Origin of the sequence: Microcoleus sp. MON2_D5, from assembly GCF_036701905.1 — a bacterium.
Lineage (GTDB): Bacteria > Cyanobacteriota > Cyanobacteriia > Cyanobacteriales > Microcoleaceae > Microcoleus.
In genome coordinates this window covers 41,908-61,629 of sequence record NZ_JAUBRM010000043.1, presented here as the reverse complement: position 1 = coordinate 61,629, position 19,722 = coordinate 41,908, and the positions used below count along the sequence as shown (strand labels likewise).

The 19,722-nt window shown below is 47.1% G+C and carries 16 protein-coding genes; 7 read left to right on the top strand and 9 right to left on the bottom strand.

All coding sequences use genetic code 11. The features are described 5' to 3' along the window. From QUA47_RS17395 to QUA47_RS17385, 3 genes are all read right to left on the bottom strand, one after another. The coding region (locus QUA47_RS17395; protein ID WP_333431647.1) for an AMIN domain-containing protein at positions 1–752 on the bottom strand (752 nt) is incomplete at its 3' end. Positions 753–1,495: 743 nt separating this feature from the next. After that, on the bottom strand, positions 1,496–2,569 hold the full coding sequence (locus QUA47_RS17390; protein ID WP_333431646.1) for a hypothetical protein: 1,074 nt from the start codon (positions 2,567–2,569) through the stop codon (positions 1,496–1,498). Between the two features lie 102 nt (positions 2,570–2,671). After that, positions 2,672–4,273: a TonB family protein gene (locus QUA47_RS17385; RefSeq protein WP_333431645.1), complete on the bottom strand. Its 1,602-nt coding sequence runs from the start codon at positions 4,271–4,273 to the stop codon at positions 2,672–2,674. Between the two features lie 749 nt (positions 4,274–5,022). Here QUA47_RS17385 and QUA47_RS17380 point away from each other — a divergent pair. Both QUA47_RS17380 and QUA47_RS17375 read left to right on the top strand, forming a co-directional pair. After that, positions 5,023–5,682: a MotA/TolQ/ExbB proton channel family protein gene (locus tag QUA47_RS17380; RefSeq protein WP_333431644.1), complete on the top strand. Its 660-nt coding sequence runs from the start codon at positions 5,023–5,025 to the stop codon at positions 5,680–5,682. Then, positions 5,666–6,067, top strand: coding sequence for a biopolymer transporter ExbD (locus QUA47_RS17375; RefSeq protein WP_333431643.1), 402 nt, complete (start codon positions 5,666–5,668; stop codon positions 6,065–6,067). The genes QUA47_RS17380 and QUA47_RS17375 overlap by 17 nt, the downstream gene beginning before the upstream one ends. Before the next feature lie 237 nt (positions 6,068–6,304). Here the strand turns inward: QUA47_RS17375 and hemL are convergent, their stop codons facing one another. Further along, positions 6,305–7,603 carry a glutamate-1-semialdehyde 2,1-aminomutase gene (gene hemL, locus QUA47_RS17370; RefSeq protein ID WP_333431642.1) on the bottom strand — a complete coding sequence of 433 codons (1,299 nt, stop codon included), beginning with the start codon at positions 7,601–7,603 and terminating at the stop codon, positions 6,305–6,307. Positions 7,604–7,929: 326 nt separating this feature from the next. On the opposite strand from hemL, the gene hisIE reads away from it, so the two are divergent. Next, positions 7,930–8,580 carry a bifunctional phosphoribosyl-AMP cyclohydrolase/phosphoribosyl-ATP diphosphatase HisIE gene (hisIE, locus tag QUA47_RS17365; protein WP_333431641.1) on the top strand — a complete coding sequence of 217 codons (651 nt, stop codon included), beginning with the start codon at positions 7,930–7,932 and terminating at the stop codon, positions 8,578–8,580. A gap of 210 nt (positions 8,581–8,790) precedes the next feature. Here hisIE and QUA47_RS17360 read toward each other — a convergent pair whose 3' ends face one another. Next, positions 8,791–10,047, bottom strand: coding sequence for an MFS transporter (locus tag QUA47_RS17360; protein ID WP_333431640.1), 1,257 nt, complete (start codon positions 10,045–10,047; stop codon positions 8,791–8,793). 322 nt (positions 10,048–10,369) lie between these two features. Here QUA47_RS17360 and QUA47_RS17355 point away from each other — a divergent pair, with 322 nt between their 5' ends. Beyond that, a complete protein-coding gene (locus QUA47_RS17355; RefSeq protein ID WP_333431639.1) occupies positions 10,370–10,876 on the top strand; it encodes a hypothetical protein in 507 nt (168 codons plus the stop codon). Between the two features lie 564 nt (positions 10,877–11,440). Here QUA47_RS17355 and QUA47_RS17350 read toward each other — a convergent pair. The 3 genes from QUA47_RS17350 to upp all read right to left on the bottom strand — a co-directional run bounded on the left by QUA47_RS17350 (position 11,441) and on the right by upp (position 13,137). Continuing rightward, on the bottom strand, positions 11,441–11,734 hold the full coding sequence (locus QUA47_RS17350) for a TMEM165/GDT1 family protein (protein ID WP_006635027.1): 294 nt from the start codon (positions 11,732–11,734) through the stop codon (positions 11,441–11,443). A gap of 59 nt (positions 11,735–11,793) precedes the next feature. Then, a complete protein-coding gene (locus QUA47_RS17345) occupies positions 11,794–12,261 on the bottom strand; it encodes a TMEM165/GDT1 family protein (protein ID WP_333215347.1) in 468 nt (155 codons plus the stop codon). Positions 12,262–12,486: 225 nt separating this feature from the next. Next, the gene (upp, locus tag QUA47_RS17340; RefSeq protein ID WP_006635025.1) at positions 12,487–13,137 is read right to left on the bottom strand and encodes a uracil phosphoribosyltransferase; all 651 of its coding nucleotides are present in this window, start codon (positions 13,135–13,137) and stop codon (positions 12,487–12,489) included. A 37-nt stretch (positions 13,138–13,174) separates the two neighbouring features. Here upp and QUA47_RS17335 point away from each other — a divergent pair, with 37 nt between their 5' ends. Together QUA47_RS17335 and crtH are read left to right on the top strand one after the other, a co-directional pair. Further along, positions 13,175–13,348 (top strand): hypothetical protein, encoded by a 174-nt coding sequence (locus QUA47_RS17335; RefSeq protein WP_333281762.1) that lies wholly within the window; start codon positions 13,175–13,177, stop codon positions 13,346–13,348. A gap of 260 nt (positions 13,349–13,608) precedes the next feature. Further along, the gene (crtH, locus tag QUA47_RS17330; protein WP_333431638.1) at positions 13,609–15,153 is read left to right on the top strand and encodes a carotenoid isomerase; all 1,545 of its coding nucleotides are present in this window, start codon (positions 13,609–13,611) and stop codon (positions 15,151–15,153) included. 151 nt (positions 15,154–15,304) lie between these two features. On the opposite strand, the gene QUA47_RS17325 is transcribed toward crtH, so the two are convergent. Continuing rightward, positions 15,305–15,745, bottom strand: a complete 441-nt coding sequence (locus QUA47_RS17325) for a pentapeptide repeat-containing protein (RefSeq protein WP_333431637.1) — start codon at positions 15,743–15,745, stop codon at positions 15,305–15,307. 530 nt (positions 15,746–16,275) lie between these two features. On the opposite strand from QUA47_RS17325, the gene QUA47_RS17320 reads away from it, so the two are divergent. After that, on the top strand, positions 16,276–19,641 hold the full coding sequence (locus tag QUA47_RS17320; RefSeq protein WP_333431636.1) for an EAL domain-containing protein: 3,366 nt from the start codon (positions 16,276–16,278) through the stop codon (positions 19,639–19,641). The last annotated feature ends 81 nt before the right edge of the window (positions 19,642–19,722 follow it).

Here is a 19,722-nt window from a genome sequence, read left to right as displayed (position 1 = left end):
TCAGCAATTCCTCGATCGGGATTTTGAGCGCGAAATTCCTCACCCGACGGTAAAGCTAGTTGAGCATTTTCGATGTCAGCGATCGCACTTTTGCCTTCTGTTCTGGTAATAGCTTGCAGCAATTGACCCGCTTCTGTTTCTAAGATGACTTCCAAACCAGCCGCAGTAGGGTTAAGCTTTACACCTGTTACTTGTACGACTGATTGAGAGATTCGCACAGCCTCAGAAACAAGAAAACTTGAGGGCGATGGCTCAAGTAATCCTTCAACACTGGTGCTAGGGCGATCGATGTCGTTGAGTTTTGGTATGTCTGTTATTGGTTCAATATCAGGATTAGGAAAAGCGCGATCGCTATTAGATATCTCCCATAAACCTTGTGGATCGGGCATCCTGCCGGCTTCTGAGGAGCTTTTTTTGATATTTCTATTGTCTTCTGAAGCAACTGTCAAGTGTGAATTGAGTTTTTGGGATCGGTTTTCTACAGATACCTTGGCTTCTAACTCCTCGCTTTCAGATGAGGGCTTTTCTGCGAGCTGTTTTTGGGACGGGATGACAGAAGGAATCGCCCACCATTGAGTACCATCGTCGGCTGTTGAGGGATTTACTGAACTCGGAGCGCGGGCGATCGCGGGTGTAGCTTCAGCAGAGTCGGAGTTAGCGCTGTCAGAGAAACTTCTTGGCCCTGCCGCTGCTACTGGCATGATACCAACGCTCAGCAGTGCAACACATAAAAAAGGTACACGCAGTTTCATTTTCATTCACACCACACACTTAAAAACTTGAGCTGCTACACCATCTGTAAGAGTGAATGCACTGATTGAGCTGCACTCCCGACTTGTGATCTGCTGAAAATCTACCCGAGCAAATACGAAAACTAAGCCTGTCAGTAACAGGCGCAGCTATCTGTGGTCGCACTTTGAATCCAGTTTCTTGACACGAGCGACGATACACTCGGGTAGCTGTCAACAAGTTAATGGCTTATCACTAATAATTTGCAGTAGTCTTGTTAAAGTAAAACAAGTCTGCTGCTAATGTCAAGCAAGAATTCAAATTTGTTTGTTAAAAATTATTATTAGTTATTTGGGGAAGCTGCACCTGCGGACGATCGGCGATTTTGGGGGTGCAGCGGTCGGCGGACCTGACTCTAAGCCGCGAATAACTCTAAAATTGGCGGCTTTACTAGATAAGAGGGAAAAAAACTGAGGAGGTCAGCTCAATCACGGGCTATAGTCGCAACTGGAGGATCTACTGTGTAGTCAAGCGGTACAACTCTTCGGGGGTAGAATCTGTAGGAGATCGACGACAACACCACTATGGAACTAACAGCATATTGGATGATCTAGAACAAGCCCAATTGTGGCAAGTCTTGCAAGAAGCGACTAGCAGGGTATCTAACTCCGCCTGAAACCCAAATGGAATAAAAACCTAGTCCAATTGTGTGAAAATTGGTTCACTGCTTTTTTAGAAAGAGAGTGGCGCGGAAAAGAAAAAACGATTATTTTTCAAGTTTACCTTGTTGCCAATTTCCTTCTAGCTTAGTTCCATCTGCATAAATGTAAGAACCTTGACCGTGTTTTTGCCCGTTAAGGAATTCACCTTGATAGCGATCGCCATTGGCGTAAATGCAGGTACCTTTGCCGTTGAACTGACCATCCCTAAATTCGCCTTCGCAGCGATCGCCATTCGCAAAAATGAAAACTCCTTTCCCGCTCATCTTACCCTTGACAAAAGTGCCTTTATAGCTATTTCCATTGGCGAACTCACGGACACCTTCACCACTAAATTCTCCATTGTCAAACGGGCCTTGATAACGTCCCCCTTCTTTAAAAGTAAACAACCCCTGACCTTGAAGGTTGCCCTTCACAAACTCTCCTTCATAGCGGTCGCCGTTTGGATATTCGCGAACCCCTTTACCGTGAAATTGCCCTTCACTAAATTGCCCTTCATAACGGCCTCCTTCAGCAAAGGTATAAATTCCCTGCCCGTGACGTAGATTATTCAGCAACTCTCCTTCGTAGCGGTTCTTATTAGCATATTGACAGACGCCTTTGCCGTTAACTTTTCCTTCTTTAATATCTCCTTCGCAACGAGTGCCGTCACTGAACGTAAAAACCCCTCGACCGCTGGGAGAACCATTGGTAAAAGAGCCTTCGTAACGAATGCCGTTAGTTGAGGTAAAAGTTCCTGTACCGTCGAACTCACCATTTTTAAAAGTGCCTTCGTAGCGGTTGCCGTTAGTAAATTCGCGGACACCTTGACCGTTGAATTCACCATCGGCAAATTCTCCTTGGTATCGACCTTCTTCTTTAAAGGTATAGATGCCTTTACCGTGAGGTTTGCCGTTGAGAAATTGGCCTTCGTACCGATCGCCGCTGGCATATTGACAACTGCCGGGACCGCTGAGTTTTCCCTCACTCAATTCTCCCTCGCAACGTCCGCCATCGGGTAAAGTAATTACTCCTGCCATTGCGCTGTGAGGGTTGGCAAACAACAAAGCAATTCCCAAGTTGGAACCAAGTAATAGAGCGAGTCCAACTCGCTGAAGTTTACTTAATATTGGTGACGACATTCCCAAATTCATAATTCACAAAAAATTCAACTTTTAACTTTGCTATTCCTTGGACGGTGCTATAGAATTTCCAGCCAAATTGCTAGAGTCTCAAAAAAATCCCTAGTCAGTGAGCAGGAAGGTAATGGTTATTCTTTCTCCTTGAATGCCACTCTCTGATGGGGCATATTTCCTTTCTTCTACTGTTTTCATCGCTGCGCGATTCAAGTCGTTGTATTTGCTAGGAGTCAAGATCTTGATGTTGACTGTCTTACCGTTGGGGTCAATGTCACAAATGAGTTCCACTTGGCCTTGGCGCCCTTCTTCTCTGGCTGCGCTCGGATAGTTAGGTTTACCGCAGCCACTAATGCAAGTGCCTCCAGGCGTGCCGGGAGCGCGCGAAGGACTCCCCCCTCTTCCTGGATTTGTCGGTTTTTGCCCTGACCCCGAACCGCTTCCAGAGCCTCCGCCTCCACGACCTCCGCCTCCAGAACCTCCGCCTCCAGGGCCTCCGCTTCCAGGGCCTCCGCTTCCAGGGCCTCCGCTTCCAGAGCCTCCGCCTCCAGGGCCTCCGCCTCCTGGGCCTGGTAAGCCAGCCGTCGCCGATCTTCCCAATCGCCCCGAACCATCCCCAAATGGCTCTGAGGAAGGTAGGTCGCCATTTTCGCTGGCGCCAGATAGTGAGTTCGACGCACTTCCTCCAGGGCTTCCACCTCCTGGGCTTCCGCCTCCGGGGCCACCAGAGGCAAGGTTTCCTAAACCTCCGATCGCATTTCCAGAATTGCCACCGCCTCCTGGTCTAGTAGCTGTGACTGGCGACCCAGCCCCGGGCGATCGCTGTATGGGCCCGGAAGAAGGATTTAATGGCTCTGAGGAAGGTTCCCCGCTACCGGCTGAAGCAGATGGTGAGAGCGGGTTATTTTTTTCGGGGCTGTCGGAGGAGTTGGGATTTGCAGCATCTTTTGTAAAGTCTGTGGAACTTCCAGCACCCTTGGGGCGGGATGCGGTAACGGGTGGTTCGCTTTTTGGAGGATCGGGCGAAGGGGTTTCGGGTTCCTTGGCGAGCGGGGTTTTAGGAGTTTCTGGGGAATTGAAATCCTGTTGAGGTGGGGGGGAAGGCTCGATAGGAGTTGGTGGCGGAGTTTCCGTTAAGGGCAGCTCTTTCTTAATCTCTGGTGGTGGCGTTACCGCTACGGGTGGCTCCTCTGGAATTGGCGGTGGCGTTACCGCTACGGGTGGCTCCTTTGGAATCGGCGGGGGCGTTACCGCTACGGGTGGCTCCTTTGGAATCGGCGGGGGCGTTACCGCTACGGGTGGCTCCTCTGGAATCGGCGGGGGCGTTGCGGCTACGGGTGGCTCCTCTGGAATCGGCGGGGGCGTTGCGGCTACGGGTGGCTCCTCTGGAATCGGCGGTGGCGTTGCGGCTACGGGTGACTCCTCTGGGGGAGTTGGCTCTGCTGGCGGTTCTGGTTTGAACGTCTCAGGTGGGGGAGATACCTTTTCTGGAATAGTCGGCTCTGGCTGGGTTTCCTCTACTTTGGGCTCATCAAGCACAACAACTTCAATGGGCTCCTCTGCAAATTCAGCAGATTTGACCAAGTTGAGGCTCAACGGCAGCGCGACACCGTGCAGTAAGCTTGAGGCTAATAGACTGATCGCCAGAACTTTTTTGAGAGCTTCTTCTTGTTGTTGTCTTTGCGTCGCCGAAATATTTGAAAAACTCATGCCTTATCAATCTCCTTGATGGATGGGTTGGCAACGTCCTCGCTGGCTCCCCCACATAACCAGAAACAAGCTACCAACAGCCTGTTGAGCTTGCTATCAATTATGAACCTACCCATCCTATAAGAAGACTGTCACCCTGTTCAAGACTCTTGCAATTAATTTTCATTATTTTATTTTGATAGAGCGAGTAGACACTAACAATCAGCATTTCCTTTGGGTGCGCCTACGTCGCTCTCGTGGGTGCTGTCAATGTTCTGATTCTGGCAGGGCAAGGTTCCACAATGCCTTAAATACAATACTTTAGCCCGTAATCTACTAATAAATTTCAATATTCTCAAGCTTTTCAGAGAATATATTACATAATAATATTAAATTAATTTTTATTATTAAAATAAGTAAATCTTATCTTAGTATTGTGGATGATGGCTTGACAAACACTGAATTTTGTGGAAACCTAGTTGAGAATCTTTTAAATTATTGAAGATTATTGTCAAGTCCTAAGGGAAATCTTTAGCAAGCACTGGGAGAAAAATCGGTCGAGATCGCAGTAGAAGCATTTTGGGTAAAGACGAAGATAGTCACATACAGGTAATGCGTTTGTGCGATCGCGATCGCCCTTGAGTGAAACAATTCGCAGTCTGAATCAATTGTGCCGACTTGACGCAGAAACTCTACCAGCCTTCGATCGGGCTAATTGCACCATTAGGCAGCTTGCGATCACTCAACACAGCTAACGAGAATACAAACTAATGGATAATTTCATTTACATTTTTCGCGCTGGGGGCATTGTTTCTTGGCCGCTGCTTGCCTCGTCAATCGCAGCAGTCGCACTGATTTTAGAGCGTCTTGTCTTTTGGTTTAAAGTGAATCGGCGACAGCGGCGGGTCGTCCGGGAAGTGCTAAGACTTTACACTCAAAACCCGGATTCCGCCCTCAAAAAGTTACAAGTAAACGCTGATTTGCCGTTAGCCAGAATTTTTTTGGAAGCATTAGAATTAGACTCGCCCAACATCGAAGAATTTCGTTTGGTCTTAGAGAGTGCAGCTCAGGCAGAAATCCCCGTTTTGAAGCGATTCAATACAATATTTGACACCATTATCACCCTCTCCCCGCTATTTGGGTTGCTCGGAACAGTTTTGGGCTTAATTACCACCTTTGACTCCCTCAAACTGGGAGATGCTGCAGGCACCAATGCCGCGGGCGTTACCGGGGGGATTAGCGAAGCCCTCGTTTCTACGGCAATGGGGTTAGTGGTGGCAATCTTTACGCTCGTCTTTGCTAATATGTTTCGTGGGTTTTACTTACAGCAGATAGCTTTTATGCAGGAAGCCGGAGGCCAGCTAGAGCTATTGTACCGTCACCACTACGAAAAACTACCAAGAGAATCTAACTATGCGCCTACCCGATGAACCTGATAGTATTCCCCAGATCAACATCGTGCCACTGATTGATGTAACCTTCGCCATATTGACGTTTTTCATTGTTTCCTCTTTGTCTTTATCCAAATCCGAGGGTCTACCCGTAAATTTACCGAAAGCAGCAACCTCTCAAGTTCAGGACTCGCCTGCTAAAATTACCGTCACCATTGATGCTCAGGGAAAATTAATGGTTGATAAGAAGTCAGTCAACTTAGAGCAGATTGAGAGTACAGTGCGACAGGTAATGGGGTCAAATCCGAACTCATTAATTGTGCTGAATGCGGATAAAAGCGTCTATCACGGAAATGTTGTGGAAGTTATGGATCGATTACGCCGAATTAAGGGAGCTAAGTTAGGGATTGCTACGGCAAAGTAGAGAGTTCCTATAATTACTAATTTGTAATTCCCTCACACCATTAAACAGGAATTACCCCGTGAAAATTTACTAAAAAAAGCCTGTAAGCCTGATTAAAAGGTAGTCCAGAATAGTCTCTACGATTCAGGACTTTATTTGATAAAGCAGTTAAAAATTAAAGTCCTTACTGCCCACAAACAGCAAGGACTTTAATTATTTATTCCTGAGTTTTAAGGACGAACATCCTTACTACACACGTTAAATACTTGCCATCACTTCACGCGCTGCAGCCAAAGTTCGATCGATATCTTCGTCAGTATGAGCCAAAGAAGTAAATCCCGCCTCAAACTGCGAAGGAGCAAGATAAATTCCGTGCTCCAACATTCCCCGGTGAAAGCGGCTGAACTTCGTCAAATCCGACTTCTTCGCATCCTCGTAATTGTGAACCGGGCCAGCCGCAAAAAACAAGCCAAACATCCCGCTAATTTGCCCGCCCCAAACCGCGTGTCCGGTTTCCTTAGCAATTTTTAGCAATCCGTCGGACAGTTTTTTGGTAATCTTATCCAACTGTTCGTAAGTGCCGGGTTTTTGCAGCAATTCCAAAGTCTTAATCCCCGCAGTCATCGCCAAAGGATTTCCCGACAGCGTACCCGCTTGATACATCGGGCCTGCAGGAGCCACCATCCCCATAATATCCCGCCTTCCCCCGTAAGCTCCCACCGGCAAACCGCCACCGATAACTTTACCCAAAGTAGTCAAATCCGGGGTGACACCGAATCTTTCCTGAGCTCCGCCGTAGGCGATGCGGAAACCGGTCATTACTTCATCAAAAACTAACAAAGCACCGTTATCTTTAGTAATTTCCCGCAAACCTTCGAGAAAACCTGCATCCGGGGTAATAAAACCGGCATTCCCCACCACTGGTTCGAGAATTACGCCTGCTATTTCGCCGGGATTTGCGGCAAATAAAGCTTTGACTGCTTCTAAGTCATTGTAGGGAGCGTTGAGGGTATTGGCAGTAGTGGATTTCGGGACGCCCGGAGAGTCGGGAAGGCCCAGAGTTGCGACGCCGGAACCGGCTTTTACCAAGAACATATCGGCGTGCCCGTGATAGCAGCCTTCAAATTTAATCAGTTTATCGCGTCCGGTGAAAGCTCGCATCAGCCGCAAAACGGCCATACAGGCTTCGGTGCCAGAGTTGACAAATCGCACCATTTCAATGCTGGGAACGGCATCGATGACCATTTCGGCCAGTACGTTTTCCAACACCGATGGTGCGCCGAAACTCGTACCTTTTTCTAAAGATTCGTGCAGGGCTTTGATGACTTCCGGGTGGGCGTGGCCGCAGATGGCTGGGCCCCAAGTGCCTACATAGTCAATGTATTGGTTTTCGTCAACATCCCAAATGTAGGCTCCTTTTACCCTGTCAAAGACAATGGGCTGTCCGCCTACGGATTTGAAGGCGCGCACGGGGGAACTGACGCCACCTGGCATCAACTTCTGGGCGGCGGCGAAAATTTCTTCTGATTTGGTCGTTTTCAAGGTTGTGGAAACCAATGTTTTCTCCTTAGTGAACGTCTGTTGTTGGTAGAATAATTTTATAGCCAGTTCAACATAAAGGTTAGGTCGATTCAAGGAAACTATTCTAGTAGATTTTAGGGTACAAACCAATGAGTAGCAATACTAGCTTGGGTTTTTCAGGCTTTGTAGCACCCGCATCGATCGCCCTAAAGTGTAATTTTTTGTAAAAGAGTTCTTGACAATTTACCCCTCCCTTGCTCCATCTTCTCTCTTCCTTTGCGTCCTCTGCGTTCTCTGCGGTTAATTAAAAAAAATCTCCGACAGGAAAGCGTTAATCTATCTTACCAAGTTGAAATAAAATTATGTCTACTACTGATTTATCAAGTTTGAGCCGATCGATCCCAATTGAAAAGATTCGTTACGACGATCGCGGTTTAGTACCTGCGATCGTCCAAGATTATTTGGACGGTACGGTGTTAATGATGGCCTGGATGAATCGGGAGTCGCTGCAAAAAACGCTCTCTACCGGGCAAACTTGGTTCTGGAGTCGTTCTCGTTGCGAATTGTGGCCAAAAGGCGCGACTTCGGGACACATTCAAAATGTCAAAGGGCTGCGTTACGACTGCGATAGCGATGCTTTGCTGGTGACTGTCGAACAAGTCGGAGATATTGCTTGTCACACGGGAGAAAGAAGTTGTTTTCACCAAGTTGATGGGGAAATTTCACCGCCGCCAGGGGATATGTTATCTCAATTATTTGCGGTAATTTGCGATCGCCGGGACAATCCTAACGAAAGTTCTTATACTTGCAAATTGTTCGAGGGCGGCGACAACAAGATTCTCAAGAAAATTGGCGAAGAGTCGGCGGAAGTTGTGATGGCTTGCAAAGATGACGACAAAGAGGGGATTGCTGGGGAAGTTGCGGATTTATTTTATCACGCTTTGGTTGCTTTGGCTCACCATCAAGTTGATTTAAGAGCAGTTTACCGCAAATTGGGCGATCGACGAAAATAAATTAGTTAGTTGACGGTTAACTGTTGACTGTTGACTGTTGACTGTTGACTGTTGACTGTTGACTGTTGACTGTTAATCCTAACAACTACAGTCTTGGACGCACGCGGGGTCACAAACCCGGTTTCTCGGAAAAATCGTGGTATCGAACCGAGAGATATTGACGCAGAAACCGGGTTTTTTTGGTCTTAGTCCTAAACGAACAACTGAATATTAGATTCTACTTTTCAACATTCGATCGAGCTTTTGCAAAATAACCACAGCCGCAATCACACTAAGAGCCAAACCCAACCAAAAATTATCCGCCGCCCATTTACCTCTATCCAAAGCCAAACCGCCCAGCGGCGGCCCGATTAAATAGCCGATCGCCCAACACTGAGAATTAACCGCCAAATACACGCCGCGTAAAGACTCTGGCGCTAAATCCACCACCAAAGCAGAAGCAAAAGGCGTATAAGCAACAGTCGCAACCGACAAAAAACTCAAGCCTAAAACAGCTAACAATAGATTGCCAGTTGCAGCCATTCCCGTCAAGCCGATCGCAATAAATCCCATTCCCCACAGCAGCGCAGAAATCATCAAAGCTTTTGGATGGGAAAATGGCCTCAAAGCTTTAACAACTGGCAGTTGCAAAGCCACAGTTAAAAACGTACTAAAAGCAAACAAAACGGTAATTGTACCTGTTGAAAAACCTTTTTCCGTCCCCACCGCGACAAACTTGCTAAAGTAGAGCGGCATTGTGGTTTGGATTTGGGAAATATATAATGTGAACAGGGTATTTACTAAAGCATAAACTAGAAGACTGCGATCGCTCAGCGCCACCATCCAACCATTTTCCCGATTTTTTTTGCCTCTATCCCCTGGATTAGCTGGTTTGTAGGTTTCGGCGATCGCGATCGCCACCACCGCAAACAGCACTAAAAACGAGATACCATCAATAATAAAGAGCGATCGATAGTTTCCCGTTAACTCAATCAACAAACCGCCCAAAATAATCCCAACTTGCAAACCCAAATTATCAGCAAGTCGCGTCAAAGCAAAAGCCTCCTGTCGCTGTTCACCCTCCGTTAAATCCGCCACCATCGTCTCGGTTGGAGGCCAATACAAACCCACCCCAAAACCCATCAGTAAATTGCCCGCAATTAAGCCAACGAAATCATTAGTCGCCGCCAGTACAAAAGAAGCCACAGCACAAATAACTGCCGCCAGCAATAAAGTTCGCCGCCTTCCCCAAAATTTTGAATCGCAAAAAGAACCGCCCAAAATTCTGCCGAATATTCCCGAAACTGAACCGCTACCCAAACCAATCCCAACAGCAGTAGCAGATAAACCCACGCGATCGACAAAAAATATCGGCGCGTAAAATAAAGTAAAACCGGTGCCACTTTGGGAGAGGAATCTGCCGGCAGCAAGAATCCAGACTTGAGGGGGGAGACGGGGCAACCAAGAGGATAATTGAAATTTAGGCATATACAGTTGAATTAGGAGTTATTTCTGGACGCAGAAACCGGGTTTTTTATAAAAAAAATACGTTACGGTGTTTAATCAGGGTCAACAAGAGATGTCTTTGGCCGCAGTGCATAAGTCCTGTGAGTAATTATTAATTTATTCCGTACTTTTTCCGAATTAGTATTAGTTAACCGAAGTGATGACAAATATAAGTGAGCTTAACAATTCTTCAGGGTATGTTACACAAAAGTTACCATTAATTTAAAAATACTTAACAGAATTTTAGAAAAAAGTTAGTTAAACTCTAGAAAAGGCAGAAGAAAATTTTAGAGGGTCCAATTATATGACAGCTATTACAACATCAAGAGTGGAATCAATCAAACCGCGCTGGCAAGCAATTGTCATGGTGGCCCTAATTTTTTGGCTCAGCGTTAGCCTGATTTTGGATCTAGTCATTATGCCCAGTCTCTACGTATCTGGCATGATGACATCTCCCGAGTTTACAACGGCTGGGAATTTAATGTTCTGGGGATTCAACCGGGTTGAGTTAATCTGTTCGGGCCTGGTGGCAACGGGTTTGATGGTTTTGAGCAATTTAGTCGGTGACTTCGGCAAGCGCAGCCGCACAGCAATCTTATTATCATTGGTACTTCTGGCGATCGCCCTGATTGACACCTACGGCCTGACACCCCAAATGAGTGCCCTAGGAATCCAGCTAAATCTGTTCGGTGAGGCAGCAGAAGTGCCCGCCGGGATGAATCTACTGCACCAAGGCTATTTTGCATTGGAAGCGCTGAAGTTGGGTGTCGCCGGTACGCTGCTGGGCTGGTGCTACCAAAACCAAGTTTAATCGACACAATGCTGAGATGTTGAGTGCAGAAAAAAAACTCAACCAGCAGCGGGGGGCGTGAATTCACGCCCCCCGCTAATTTTTTAAATTTTAACGCGATCGTAAACTAGGCTTGAAATGCACCTGCGTTGCATCTGCGGTTTCCCTATCAATCAAACATTTATCCAATAATATGAAATCTGTTAGCATCGTCAGGCGTAAAATCCCGTCAACAGTCAAAAATCACTGACGGTGCAACCGGAATTGATAGAAGTCATCTGCGTTAATCTGTGTAAATCTGTCCTCATCGGCGGTTAAAAAAAGAGAATGTATTAACCGCAGATGACAATGGATTGACGCTAATTCACGCAGAGGTCGAGAAGAGAGATAGGAATCATTCCGATGCTAACAGATTTGATATAACTATACTGTCAAGCTTCCTGACCCGCCCAAAAACGGATACTTGCGAACGACTCCTGTTGTGGAGAACTCAAAATTTTAGACTCTTGTTCAAACTCCCAGATTCATCTGTGGAGTAAATCTAAAATCTAAAATCTAAAATCTAAAATCGACTGACGCCCCGCCCTACTCGGATGCTTCCGGTAAATCTGCTTTTGGCCACAGTAAGCGCAAGCCCATCACCGCAAATCCGATCGCTGCGAGCCCCTTTACCAGTCGTTCCGGCAACACCTCTGCAGTGCTGAAGCCGATCGCCACGCCGATTAAACTCGCCAGCAGCAGCGCCGACGCCGTACCGAAAAATACAGCCCGCGGCGAGTTACAACTGCTGCCCAGGGCGATAACAGCTAATTGACTTTTGTCTCCCAATTCTGACAAAAACACTGTAATAAAACTGATTCCCAAAAGTTGCCAGTCCATGTTTTTTTAGTTCTTAGTTAGCTATTGTAGAAATCTACGACTTACCGACAGGCAGACAATTAACCCAGCACTTCCCACAGCAGAATCGCCGAAATCCCCAGCAAAATCACTCCGGCTGCTCTCTCCAAAGTTCTCGGAGCAATCCGACTAGCCAGCCACCTTCCCAGCAACACCCCCAGCAAACTGGTTGCTATCAAAGCCGAACCCGCACCCGCAAAAACGATCCAAGGATTTCGAGATTCAGCCGTCATTAGCAAAATCGCAAGCTGAGTTTTGTCTCCTATTTCAGCTAAAAAAATAGTTGCAAAAGTCGAAGCAAAAACTGCCCAGTGCTTCGACTTCAGTTTCTTTTGTTCCTGACAAATATCGGGATTTACAGTCCCTGAGAGTTCAGCGGGCTCCGGGGTTAAAGCAGCACAAATATCAGTAACCTCTTTTATTTGTAGTTGTACCTGTTGTGGCAAATCATAATTGAGGTTTACTGAGTCAGAAGCAGACAAGCTTGGCGGAACAGAATCAAGTTTCACGGGCAATGAGTGCTAAAAGCTATTTATTTTTGACTTGTACTTTTGATTCTAACTCTCTCTGTGCCTGCTTTTACCAAACCAGGGTCATCTTTTTCCCCCGAGCTTTCAGCAACTGATTCCTGGAACCACTCACCGCACCCACAAAGGGATACAAGCCCCCAGATTTATCTGTCGAGTCAATCTAAAATCTAAAATCTAAAATCTAAAATTGACTGACTGACTTGTTCATGTGCCGTAAGTTCGATCGCCCGCATCTCCCAAACCAGGTACAATAAAGCCTTGTTCGTTGACTATTTCGTCGATCGTTGCCGTGTAAATCATCAAACTCGGGTACTCTGCACTCAGCCTCTTCAAAGCCGGAGGAGCAGCCACCACAGAGATAATCCGAATCAAGCTCGGGTCAATTCCCCGCTTCGTCAATTCCTGCATTGTCGCTATAATCGTGCCGCCAGTCGCCAGCATCGGCTCGCTAATTATCACCCGCGTTTCCGGGTTAAACTGTGCCGGCAATTTGTTCAAATAACAAGTCGGTTGTAGCGTCTCCTCATTTCTTGCCATGCCGAGGTGGTAAACCGAAGCCAGCGGCACAACCGTCTGAATTCCTTCGAGCAGTGCCAAACCCGCCCGCAAAATCGGTACCACAACTAACGGAGCTTCCGGGTTGATAAAAGTCGCCGGACATTCGCCCACAGGGGTCTGCACCGTCGTTTCCACTGTCGGCAGCCATTCTCGAATTGCCTCGTAAGCCAGCCACCTTCCCAATTCTGTCATTGCAGAACGAAAAAGTACCGAGGGGGTGGCGGCGTCGCGGGCGACAGCCAGCCAGTGTTTAATTAACGGATGCGGGGGAACGTAAACGCGCAGTTGCAGGGACATTAGAAAATTGGGGAGATTGCTAGGTTGGAGAAATTTTATGCGGTGCGGTCGATCTTCTTCGAGGGCTTCGCCAACGGGCGATCGATCGCTCTGTGCAACTTATCACATCCTTGAGGGCGCATACAAGCCAGAGATTGAGTTAGAACCCATTCGCCGATCGACCTCCATCAGCTTATTGAAATATTTTTCCAATAGTATTGACATTAATTAGCAACAAGGCTATAGTGATTTTTAGTGTTCTCCTCTCAAAGGATCGGCAGACGGGGGCAGTCGGCAATGGTAGACTGTTCCCGCATTTTTTTTGAGGAAAGAAGAAGGAAGAAGTCCGATGCAAGTCGGAAGAAGTCAAGGGTGAAGAGGGGAGAGGGAAAAAGGCAGAAGGCTAGATATGCAAAGGGAAAATAGCAGAGGCAACAGTTCAGGGAGGGCGATCGACTGTAAAATCATAGAAATATTAAGATTTTTAACCTAATGTCAGCTCCTACCCAATCCCAGTTATTTTCTCCCAACTCCCGCCCTATACAGCAAGAGTTTGATGTAATTGTCATCGGTTCCGGCATTGGCGGACTCGTGACAGCCACCCAGCTAGCCGCTAAGAAAGCCAAAGTTTTAGTGCTTGAAAGCTATACAATTCCCGGGGGTAGCGCTGGATATTTCGATCGAGAAGGCTACAGATTCGATGTCGGCGCCTCCATGATTTTTGGTTTCGGACAGCGGGGCACCACCAACCTCCTCACCCGCGCCCTGAAAGCAGTCAACGTCACCTTAGAAACGATTCCCGACCCCGTACAGCTTCACTATCACTTACCCAGCGGCTTGGAACTTGAAGTTCCCCAGGCTTATGATAAATACTTGCAAGAATTAACAGACAGGTTCCCTCACGAACGCGAAGGAATCCACAAATTTTACGGCGAATGCTGGAACGTCTTCAACTGCCTCAACGGGATGGAATTGCTATCCCTAGAAGAACCCGGCTATCTGGTTCGAGTCTTTTTTCAGAATCCTTTAGCCTGTTTGGGATTAGTAAAATATCTGCCTCAAAATACTGGCGACATTGCGCGGCGCTACATAAAAGACCCTACTTTGCTGAAATTTATCGACATGGAATGCTACTACTGGTCTGTAGTACCCGCCGACTTGACGCCAATGATCAATGCCGGAATGGTATTTTCCGACAGACATTACGGTGGCATAAATTATCCCAAAGGCGGAGTCGGTCAAATCGCCCAGAAATTAGTCGAAGGATTAGAAAAATGCGGCGGGAAAATTCAATACAAAGCTAAGGCGAAAAAAATTATTACACAAAAGGGTCGCGCTGTCGGAGTCGAGCTAGCAACCGGCGAAGTTTACCGGGCAAAGCGGATAGTTTCTAACGCCACGCGATGGGATACTTTCGAGAAATTGCTGCCTGCAGAAGAGATGCCCGCTAGCGAGAAGAAATGGCAGCAGCGCTATCAAAAAGCCCCCAGTTTCTTGAGTTTGCATTTGGGAGTGGAAGCAAGCGTAATCCCTGCGGGTAGCGCCTGCCACCACATTTTGTTAGAAGATTGGGACAAAATGGAAGCGCCGGAGGGAACTGTTTTGGTGTCTATTCCGACGGTGCTCGACCCGGATTTAGCTCCCGCAGGATATCACATCGTTCACGCTTTTACTTCGAGTTGGATGGAAGAGTGGGAAGGACTTTCGCAGCAGGAATACGAGGATAAAAAGGAAGAGGCGGCAGGGAGAATTATTGAAAGATTAGAAAAAATTTTTCCCGGTTTAGATGCCGGTTTGGATTATATGGAAGTTGGGACAGCGCGCTCTCACCGCCGCTTTTTGGGACGCGAAGACGGAACTTACGGGCCGATTCCGCGACAGAAGCTAATGGGTTTGCTGGGAATGCCGTTTAACCGAACTTCTATGCCTGGTTTGTATTGTGTCGGTGACAGTACGTTTCCCGGACAGGGTTTAAATGCGGTGGCATTTTCTGGGTTTGCTTGCGCGCACCGAATTGCGGTTGATTTGGGTTTTTAGCGGTAGTAGTAGGGTGCGTCAGATTGTCCGCTTGAAATACGACCTAAAAGGTGAGGCTCCGGGGCAGCCTACAAAAAGACTAAAAACCCGGTTTCTGGAGAGAAACCGGGTTTTAACCTCAAAATTGGTGTTTTCCATTCTTTTAATGAGTTTACTGGTCGTAGCTGCCGCCGACGCCGATTTGGGTATTGTAGATTTTGGCCTCAGTGATGGTCATATCTTCCATTGATGCGCCGGATACGTCAGTGGTGTTAATGATGGCGGCGGTCAGATTTGCCCGATCGAGGTCTGCGTCATTTAAACTGGCATTAGTCAGGAAAACTTGGGTTAAGTTAGCACTCGTCAAGTTAGCACCCGTCAAGTCAGCACCTTCGAGGTTGGCACTAGATAGGTTTGCTCCTCGTAAATTTGCTTCTCTCAAATCAGCACCAATTAAATGAGCTCCCGTTAAATCAGCTCCTGACAAGTCGCACTTAAAACATTCCCCGGTTGACAATAACTGTTTGACGTGAGCGGGATTTTCAGCGCGAGCCGGACCGGCCAACAGTAGGGGAGTAATTAAAAAAGTAGCGGCTAATAGATTGCGTTTCATAATCCCTTTTCCTCACCTGACTCTGTATTTAACTTCTTGTCTTGATATCTACAATCTTACCACGGTTGTTTTCGGAAGCTGCGATCTAATTCACAGATGGGCTGTGATATCGATTCCCCTCAACAACGCATAGATGGTCTCGACAAGCTCGCAAAACATAATTTCGCAAAACTTAACACTGCCGAACTTAATACAGTGCCTTTTTGTAGTAACCTTTTCTAGGTTACCTAGGATAGGCAACAGATGCGTCTTTCTGAAGATGGAGATGATTCGCAATACGAGGGATGATTTTAGGGATGATCCTATCGCAAAAACTTTACATAAAATACTTTGTTTTTAATAAAAGTGTCACGAGACTGAAAAATTAATTTAAAATAAAGATAAGCTTATACCTTTATAGGTAGAGGAAAAGCAGTCACTGGCTTGATCCCCAGTCCAATCTCGGCTGCATTTTTAACAATAAATTTTAATTAGGTCTCAGCAGCGCCGTAAAAATCCACCTAGTGCTTGGAAAGCAGCACTTTTTTGGAATGTCGCAGAGTCCACGCGATCGCAAAACTCAATTAAATATGCTCAAAAACGATTCATCCAAGTATCTGCCAACCTTAGCTCAAGTAATTGACCGCTACCCCTTGACAGTTGCACCCGATACCCCACTAGCCGAAGTAATTACCCTGATGGGTCAACGGCGCGGAACTTGCTCTCTAAACCCAGACATTCCACCAACCGATATCTATCAGCCACTAACAGAAATAGCAAATCCCCCCACCTCAAGCGCATTTAGAGACGCGACAGGTATCTGCGTCTTTGTCGTGGAAGAATCCCTAGAAAAATTATCCTCGCACTCTGCTTCACATTCTCAATTGCAAGGAATCTTCACAGAAAGGGATCTTGTCGATTTGATTGCCTCGGGCAAAAACTTAAAAGGTATCACCATTGCAGAAGTAATGAGGCAGCCTGCTGCAACTCTGACAAAATCCGAGACTCAAGACATTTTCAGCGCCCTAATTCTGCTGGGGCAACGAAGAACTAAGCATTTACCAATATTGGATAGTGAGGGTCAACTCTTAGGAGTAATTACCCCGGAAAGCATTCGCCAAGCCATGCTGAAACCGGCAAATATTTTAAAAATGCGTCGCGTGAAAGAAGTAATGACCGCACAAGTCATTCAAGCACCTCGCTTTGCGTCAGTTAGGAGTTTAGCCGAGTTGATGGCGCAGCACCGCGTTAGCTGCGTAGTAATTACCGAATCAACAGAATTATCGAGAAATTTACCGTTCCCCATTCCAGTAGGTATAGTCACAGAACGGGATATTGTCGAATTTCAAGCTTTAGATATAGATTTGTCGAAAACGATCGCCCAAACTGTGATGAGTACCCCTTTATTTAGCCTCAAGCAAGAAGACTCGCTGTGGGTAGCTCATCAGGAAATGCACCAGCGTTTAGTCCGCAGGTTAGTAGTAACGGGGGAACAGGGAGAACTCCGGGGAATAGTTACTCAAACCAACATACTTCGCGTACTTGACCCGATGGAAATGTCCGGGGCGATCGATGTTCTGCACGATGCAGTGGCAGAAAGGACTAGGGAATTGCAAAAAGCGATCGCATCCCTCAGCTTGACTAACGCCAGACTAGAAAGGGAAATTACTACCCGCGTGCGGGCTGAGGCCAGGCTCCACCTTTTAGAATCTGCTGTAGTGAACGCTAACGACGCAATCGTGATTATGGATGCGGGAGACAGCGATATCTCCGACCCCACAATCATCTATGCCAACGAAGCTTTTACCCAAATGACGGGCTACCTACCCGAAGAAATCATCGGGAAAACCCCCAGTTGCTTGCGCGGCCCAGAAAGCGACCCAACCCAAGTCGCTAAAATTCGCCGTACTTTCTCTCGCCGAGAACCCCTACGCTTGGAATTGATTAACTACCGCAAAGACGGTTCAACTTATTGGGTGGAACTCAACAGCGTACCCATTGCCGACACCTCCGGGAACGTTACCCACTGGGTGTCGGTGCAGCGAGATATTACCGATCGCAAGCGCATGGAACAAGCATTTTTTGAAGAAAAAGAACTTGCTCAGGTTACTCTACAATCGATCGGCGATGGCGTCATCACTACTGACGCCGACGGCTGCATTTCCACCCTGAATCCAGTTGCCGAAACACTCACGGGTTGGTCTACATTGGAAGCTAAAGGTTTGCCCCTCGCCAGCGTGCTGAGAATAGTTGACGAAACTACCAGGCGCCCCACCGAAAATATCGCCGAAATCGCTTTGTGCGAAGGTCGGATTGTTGACCAAGGACACAACAGCTTGCTGATTGACCGCAACAACACCGAATTTGCGATCGACCACTGCGTCGCCCCCATCCACGCCAGCAGCGGCGAAATTGTCGGGGCCGTCGTTGTGTTTCGAGATGTCACGCAAGTGCGAACTCAAGCGCGGCAACTCACCTGGCAGGCAACTCATGACCCCCTGACGCAATTAGTCAACCGCCGGGAATTTGAGTACCAGCTAGAGCACGCCCTACACGGCGCTCAAGGTTACGGGCAAGAACACGTGATGCTTTACCTGGATCTCGATCGCTTCAAAATAGTTAACGACACCTGCGGTCATGCTGCAGGGGACGAACTGCTGCGCCAAGTCAGCCAGCTATTTAAAAGCAATATCCGCAAAACCGATATTTTGGCGCGTCTGGGCGGCGATGAATTTGCTGTACTCCTGTATAGTTGTCCCGTCGAACGAGGATTGAATGTTGCTGAAACGCTGCTGCGAACCATTCAGGGATTCCGGTTTGGGTGGCAGGACAAAACTTTTTCGATCGGCGTCAGTATCGGTTTGGTAGCAATCAATCCCAAAACAGCATCAACATCTGCGATTTTGAGCGCGGCCGATATGGCGTGCTACGCTGCTAAAAATAAAGGTCGCAACCGGGTGCAGGTTTATCAAGCCGGCGATCGAGAATTAATCAAACAGCACGGCGAAACCGAGTGGGTGGTGCAAATTCATCAAGCTTTAGAAGAGAATCGCTTTTGCTTGTATTCTCAGCCGATCGTACCTTTGCTCAACTCTCCAAACACCGGAACCCACTGCGAAATCCTCCTGCGCCTCCAGCTTGAAACTGGTGAGTTGGTGTCGCCGATGGCGTTTATTCCGGCGGCCGAACGCTACAACTTGATGCACGCGATCGACCGCTGGGTAATTCGCACTTTATTTAGCAATTTATCTAAAATTTTCACGGCCAATTTATTAGTCCAAAACCCCGCGGTAGACAGCGATAAAATAGTTACCTTCCCTGCTTGCTCTCTTTTGTCTAATCCGCAATCCTCATTTGGCAAATATCCCAGCCTTTATTCAATCAACCTTTCTGGGGACAGCCTCAACGAAGAAAACTTTATCCAGTTTATTCAGGAACAGTTTTCCATCCATCAAATACCGCCGCAAATAATTTGTTTTGAAATTACAGAAACCGTGGCGATCGGTAATCTCAGTAAGGCAGCCAGCTTGATTTGGCAACTCAAGGAACTAGGATGCCAGTTTGCCTTGGACGACTTCGGCAGCGGGATGTCTTCCTTTGCTTACCTGAAAAGCTTGCCGGTTGATTATCTCAAAATAGACGGCAATTTTATTAAGCATATTGTCGATAATCCTATTGATATCGCCATGGTGGAAGCTATTACCAAAATCGCTCACGTCATGGGAATTAAAACTATTGCCGAGTATGTTGAAAATCAAACAATTATGGATAAAATCAATGAACTAGGGGTAGATTACGCTCAAGGCTATCATTTGGGAAAACCTCAGCCTTGTAACTTCACATCTCCTATTTTAGAAGAAGTTTTGGGGGAGTTTTCTGTTAATTCTTTGGCTTTTGAGGCTAAGCTGGCTTGTTGAAGAAGGAAGTTGGGCAACGAGCAAGCAATGGCATTTAACGGATTTAACGGAGGGATGTTGAGGCAAGAAGGACAAGGGAGA

Excerpts from the sequence above, each read along its gene's own strand:
- QUA47_RS17390 (WP_333431646.1), bottom strand. The coding sequence starts at position 2,569 with ATGTCGTCACCAATATTAAGTAAACTTCAGCGAGTTGGACTCGCTCTA.
- QUA47_RS17385 (WP_333431645.1), bottom strand. The coding sequence starts at position 4,273 with ATGAGTTTTTCAAATATTTCGGCGACGCAAAGACAACAACAAGAAGAA.
- QUA47_RS17380 (WP_333431644.1), top strand. The coding sequence starts at position 5,023 with ATGGATAATTTCATTTACATTTTTCGCGCTGGGGGCATTGTTTCTTGG.
- QUA47_RS17375 (WP_333431643.1), top strand. The coding sequence starts at position 5,666 with ATGCGCCTACCCGATGAACCTGATAGTATTCCCCAGATCAACATCGTG.
- hisIE (WP_333431641.1), top strand. The coding sequence starts at position 7,930 with ATGTCTACTACTGATTTATCAAGTTTGAGCCGATCGATCCCAATTGAA.
- QUA47_RS17360 (WP_333431640.1), bottom strand. The coding sequence starts at position 10,047 with ATGCCTAAATTTCAATTATCCTCTTGGTTGCCCCGTCTCCCCCCTCAA.
- QUA47_RS17355 (WP_333431639.1), top strand. The coding sequence starts at position 10,370 with ATGACAGCTATTACAACATCAAGAGTGGAATCAATCAAACCGCGCTGG.
- QUA47_RS17350 (WP_006635027.1), bottom strand. The coding sequence starts at position 11,734 with ATGGACTGGCAACTTTTGGGAATCAGTTTTATTACAGTGTTTTTGTCA.
- upp (WP_006635025.1), bottom strand. The coding sequence starts at position 13,137 with ATGTCCCTGCAACTGCGCGTTTACGTTCCCCCGCATCCGTTAATTAAA.
- QUA47_RS17335 (WP_333281762.1), top strand. The coding sequence starts at position 13,175 with ATGCGGTGCGGTCGATCTTCTTCGAGGGCTTCGCCAACGGGCGATCGA.
- crtH (WP_333431638.1), top strand. The coding sequence starts at position 13,609 with ATGTCAGCTCCTACCCAATCCCAGTTATTTTCTCCCAACTCCCGCCCT.
- QUA47_RS17325 (WP_333431637.1), bottom strand. The coding sequence starts at position 15,745 with ATGAAACGCAATCTATTAGCCGCTACTTTTTTAATTACTCCCCTACTG.
- QUA47_RS17320 (WP_333431636.1), top strand. The coding sequence starts at position 16,276 with ATGTCGCAGAGTCCACGCGATCGCAAAACTCAATTAAATATGCTCAAA.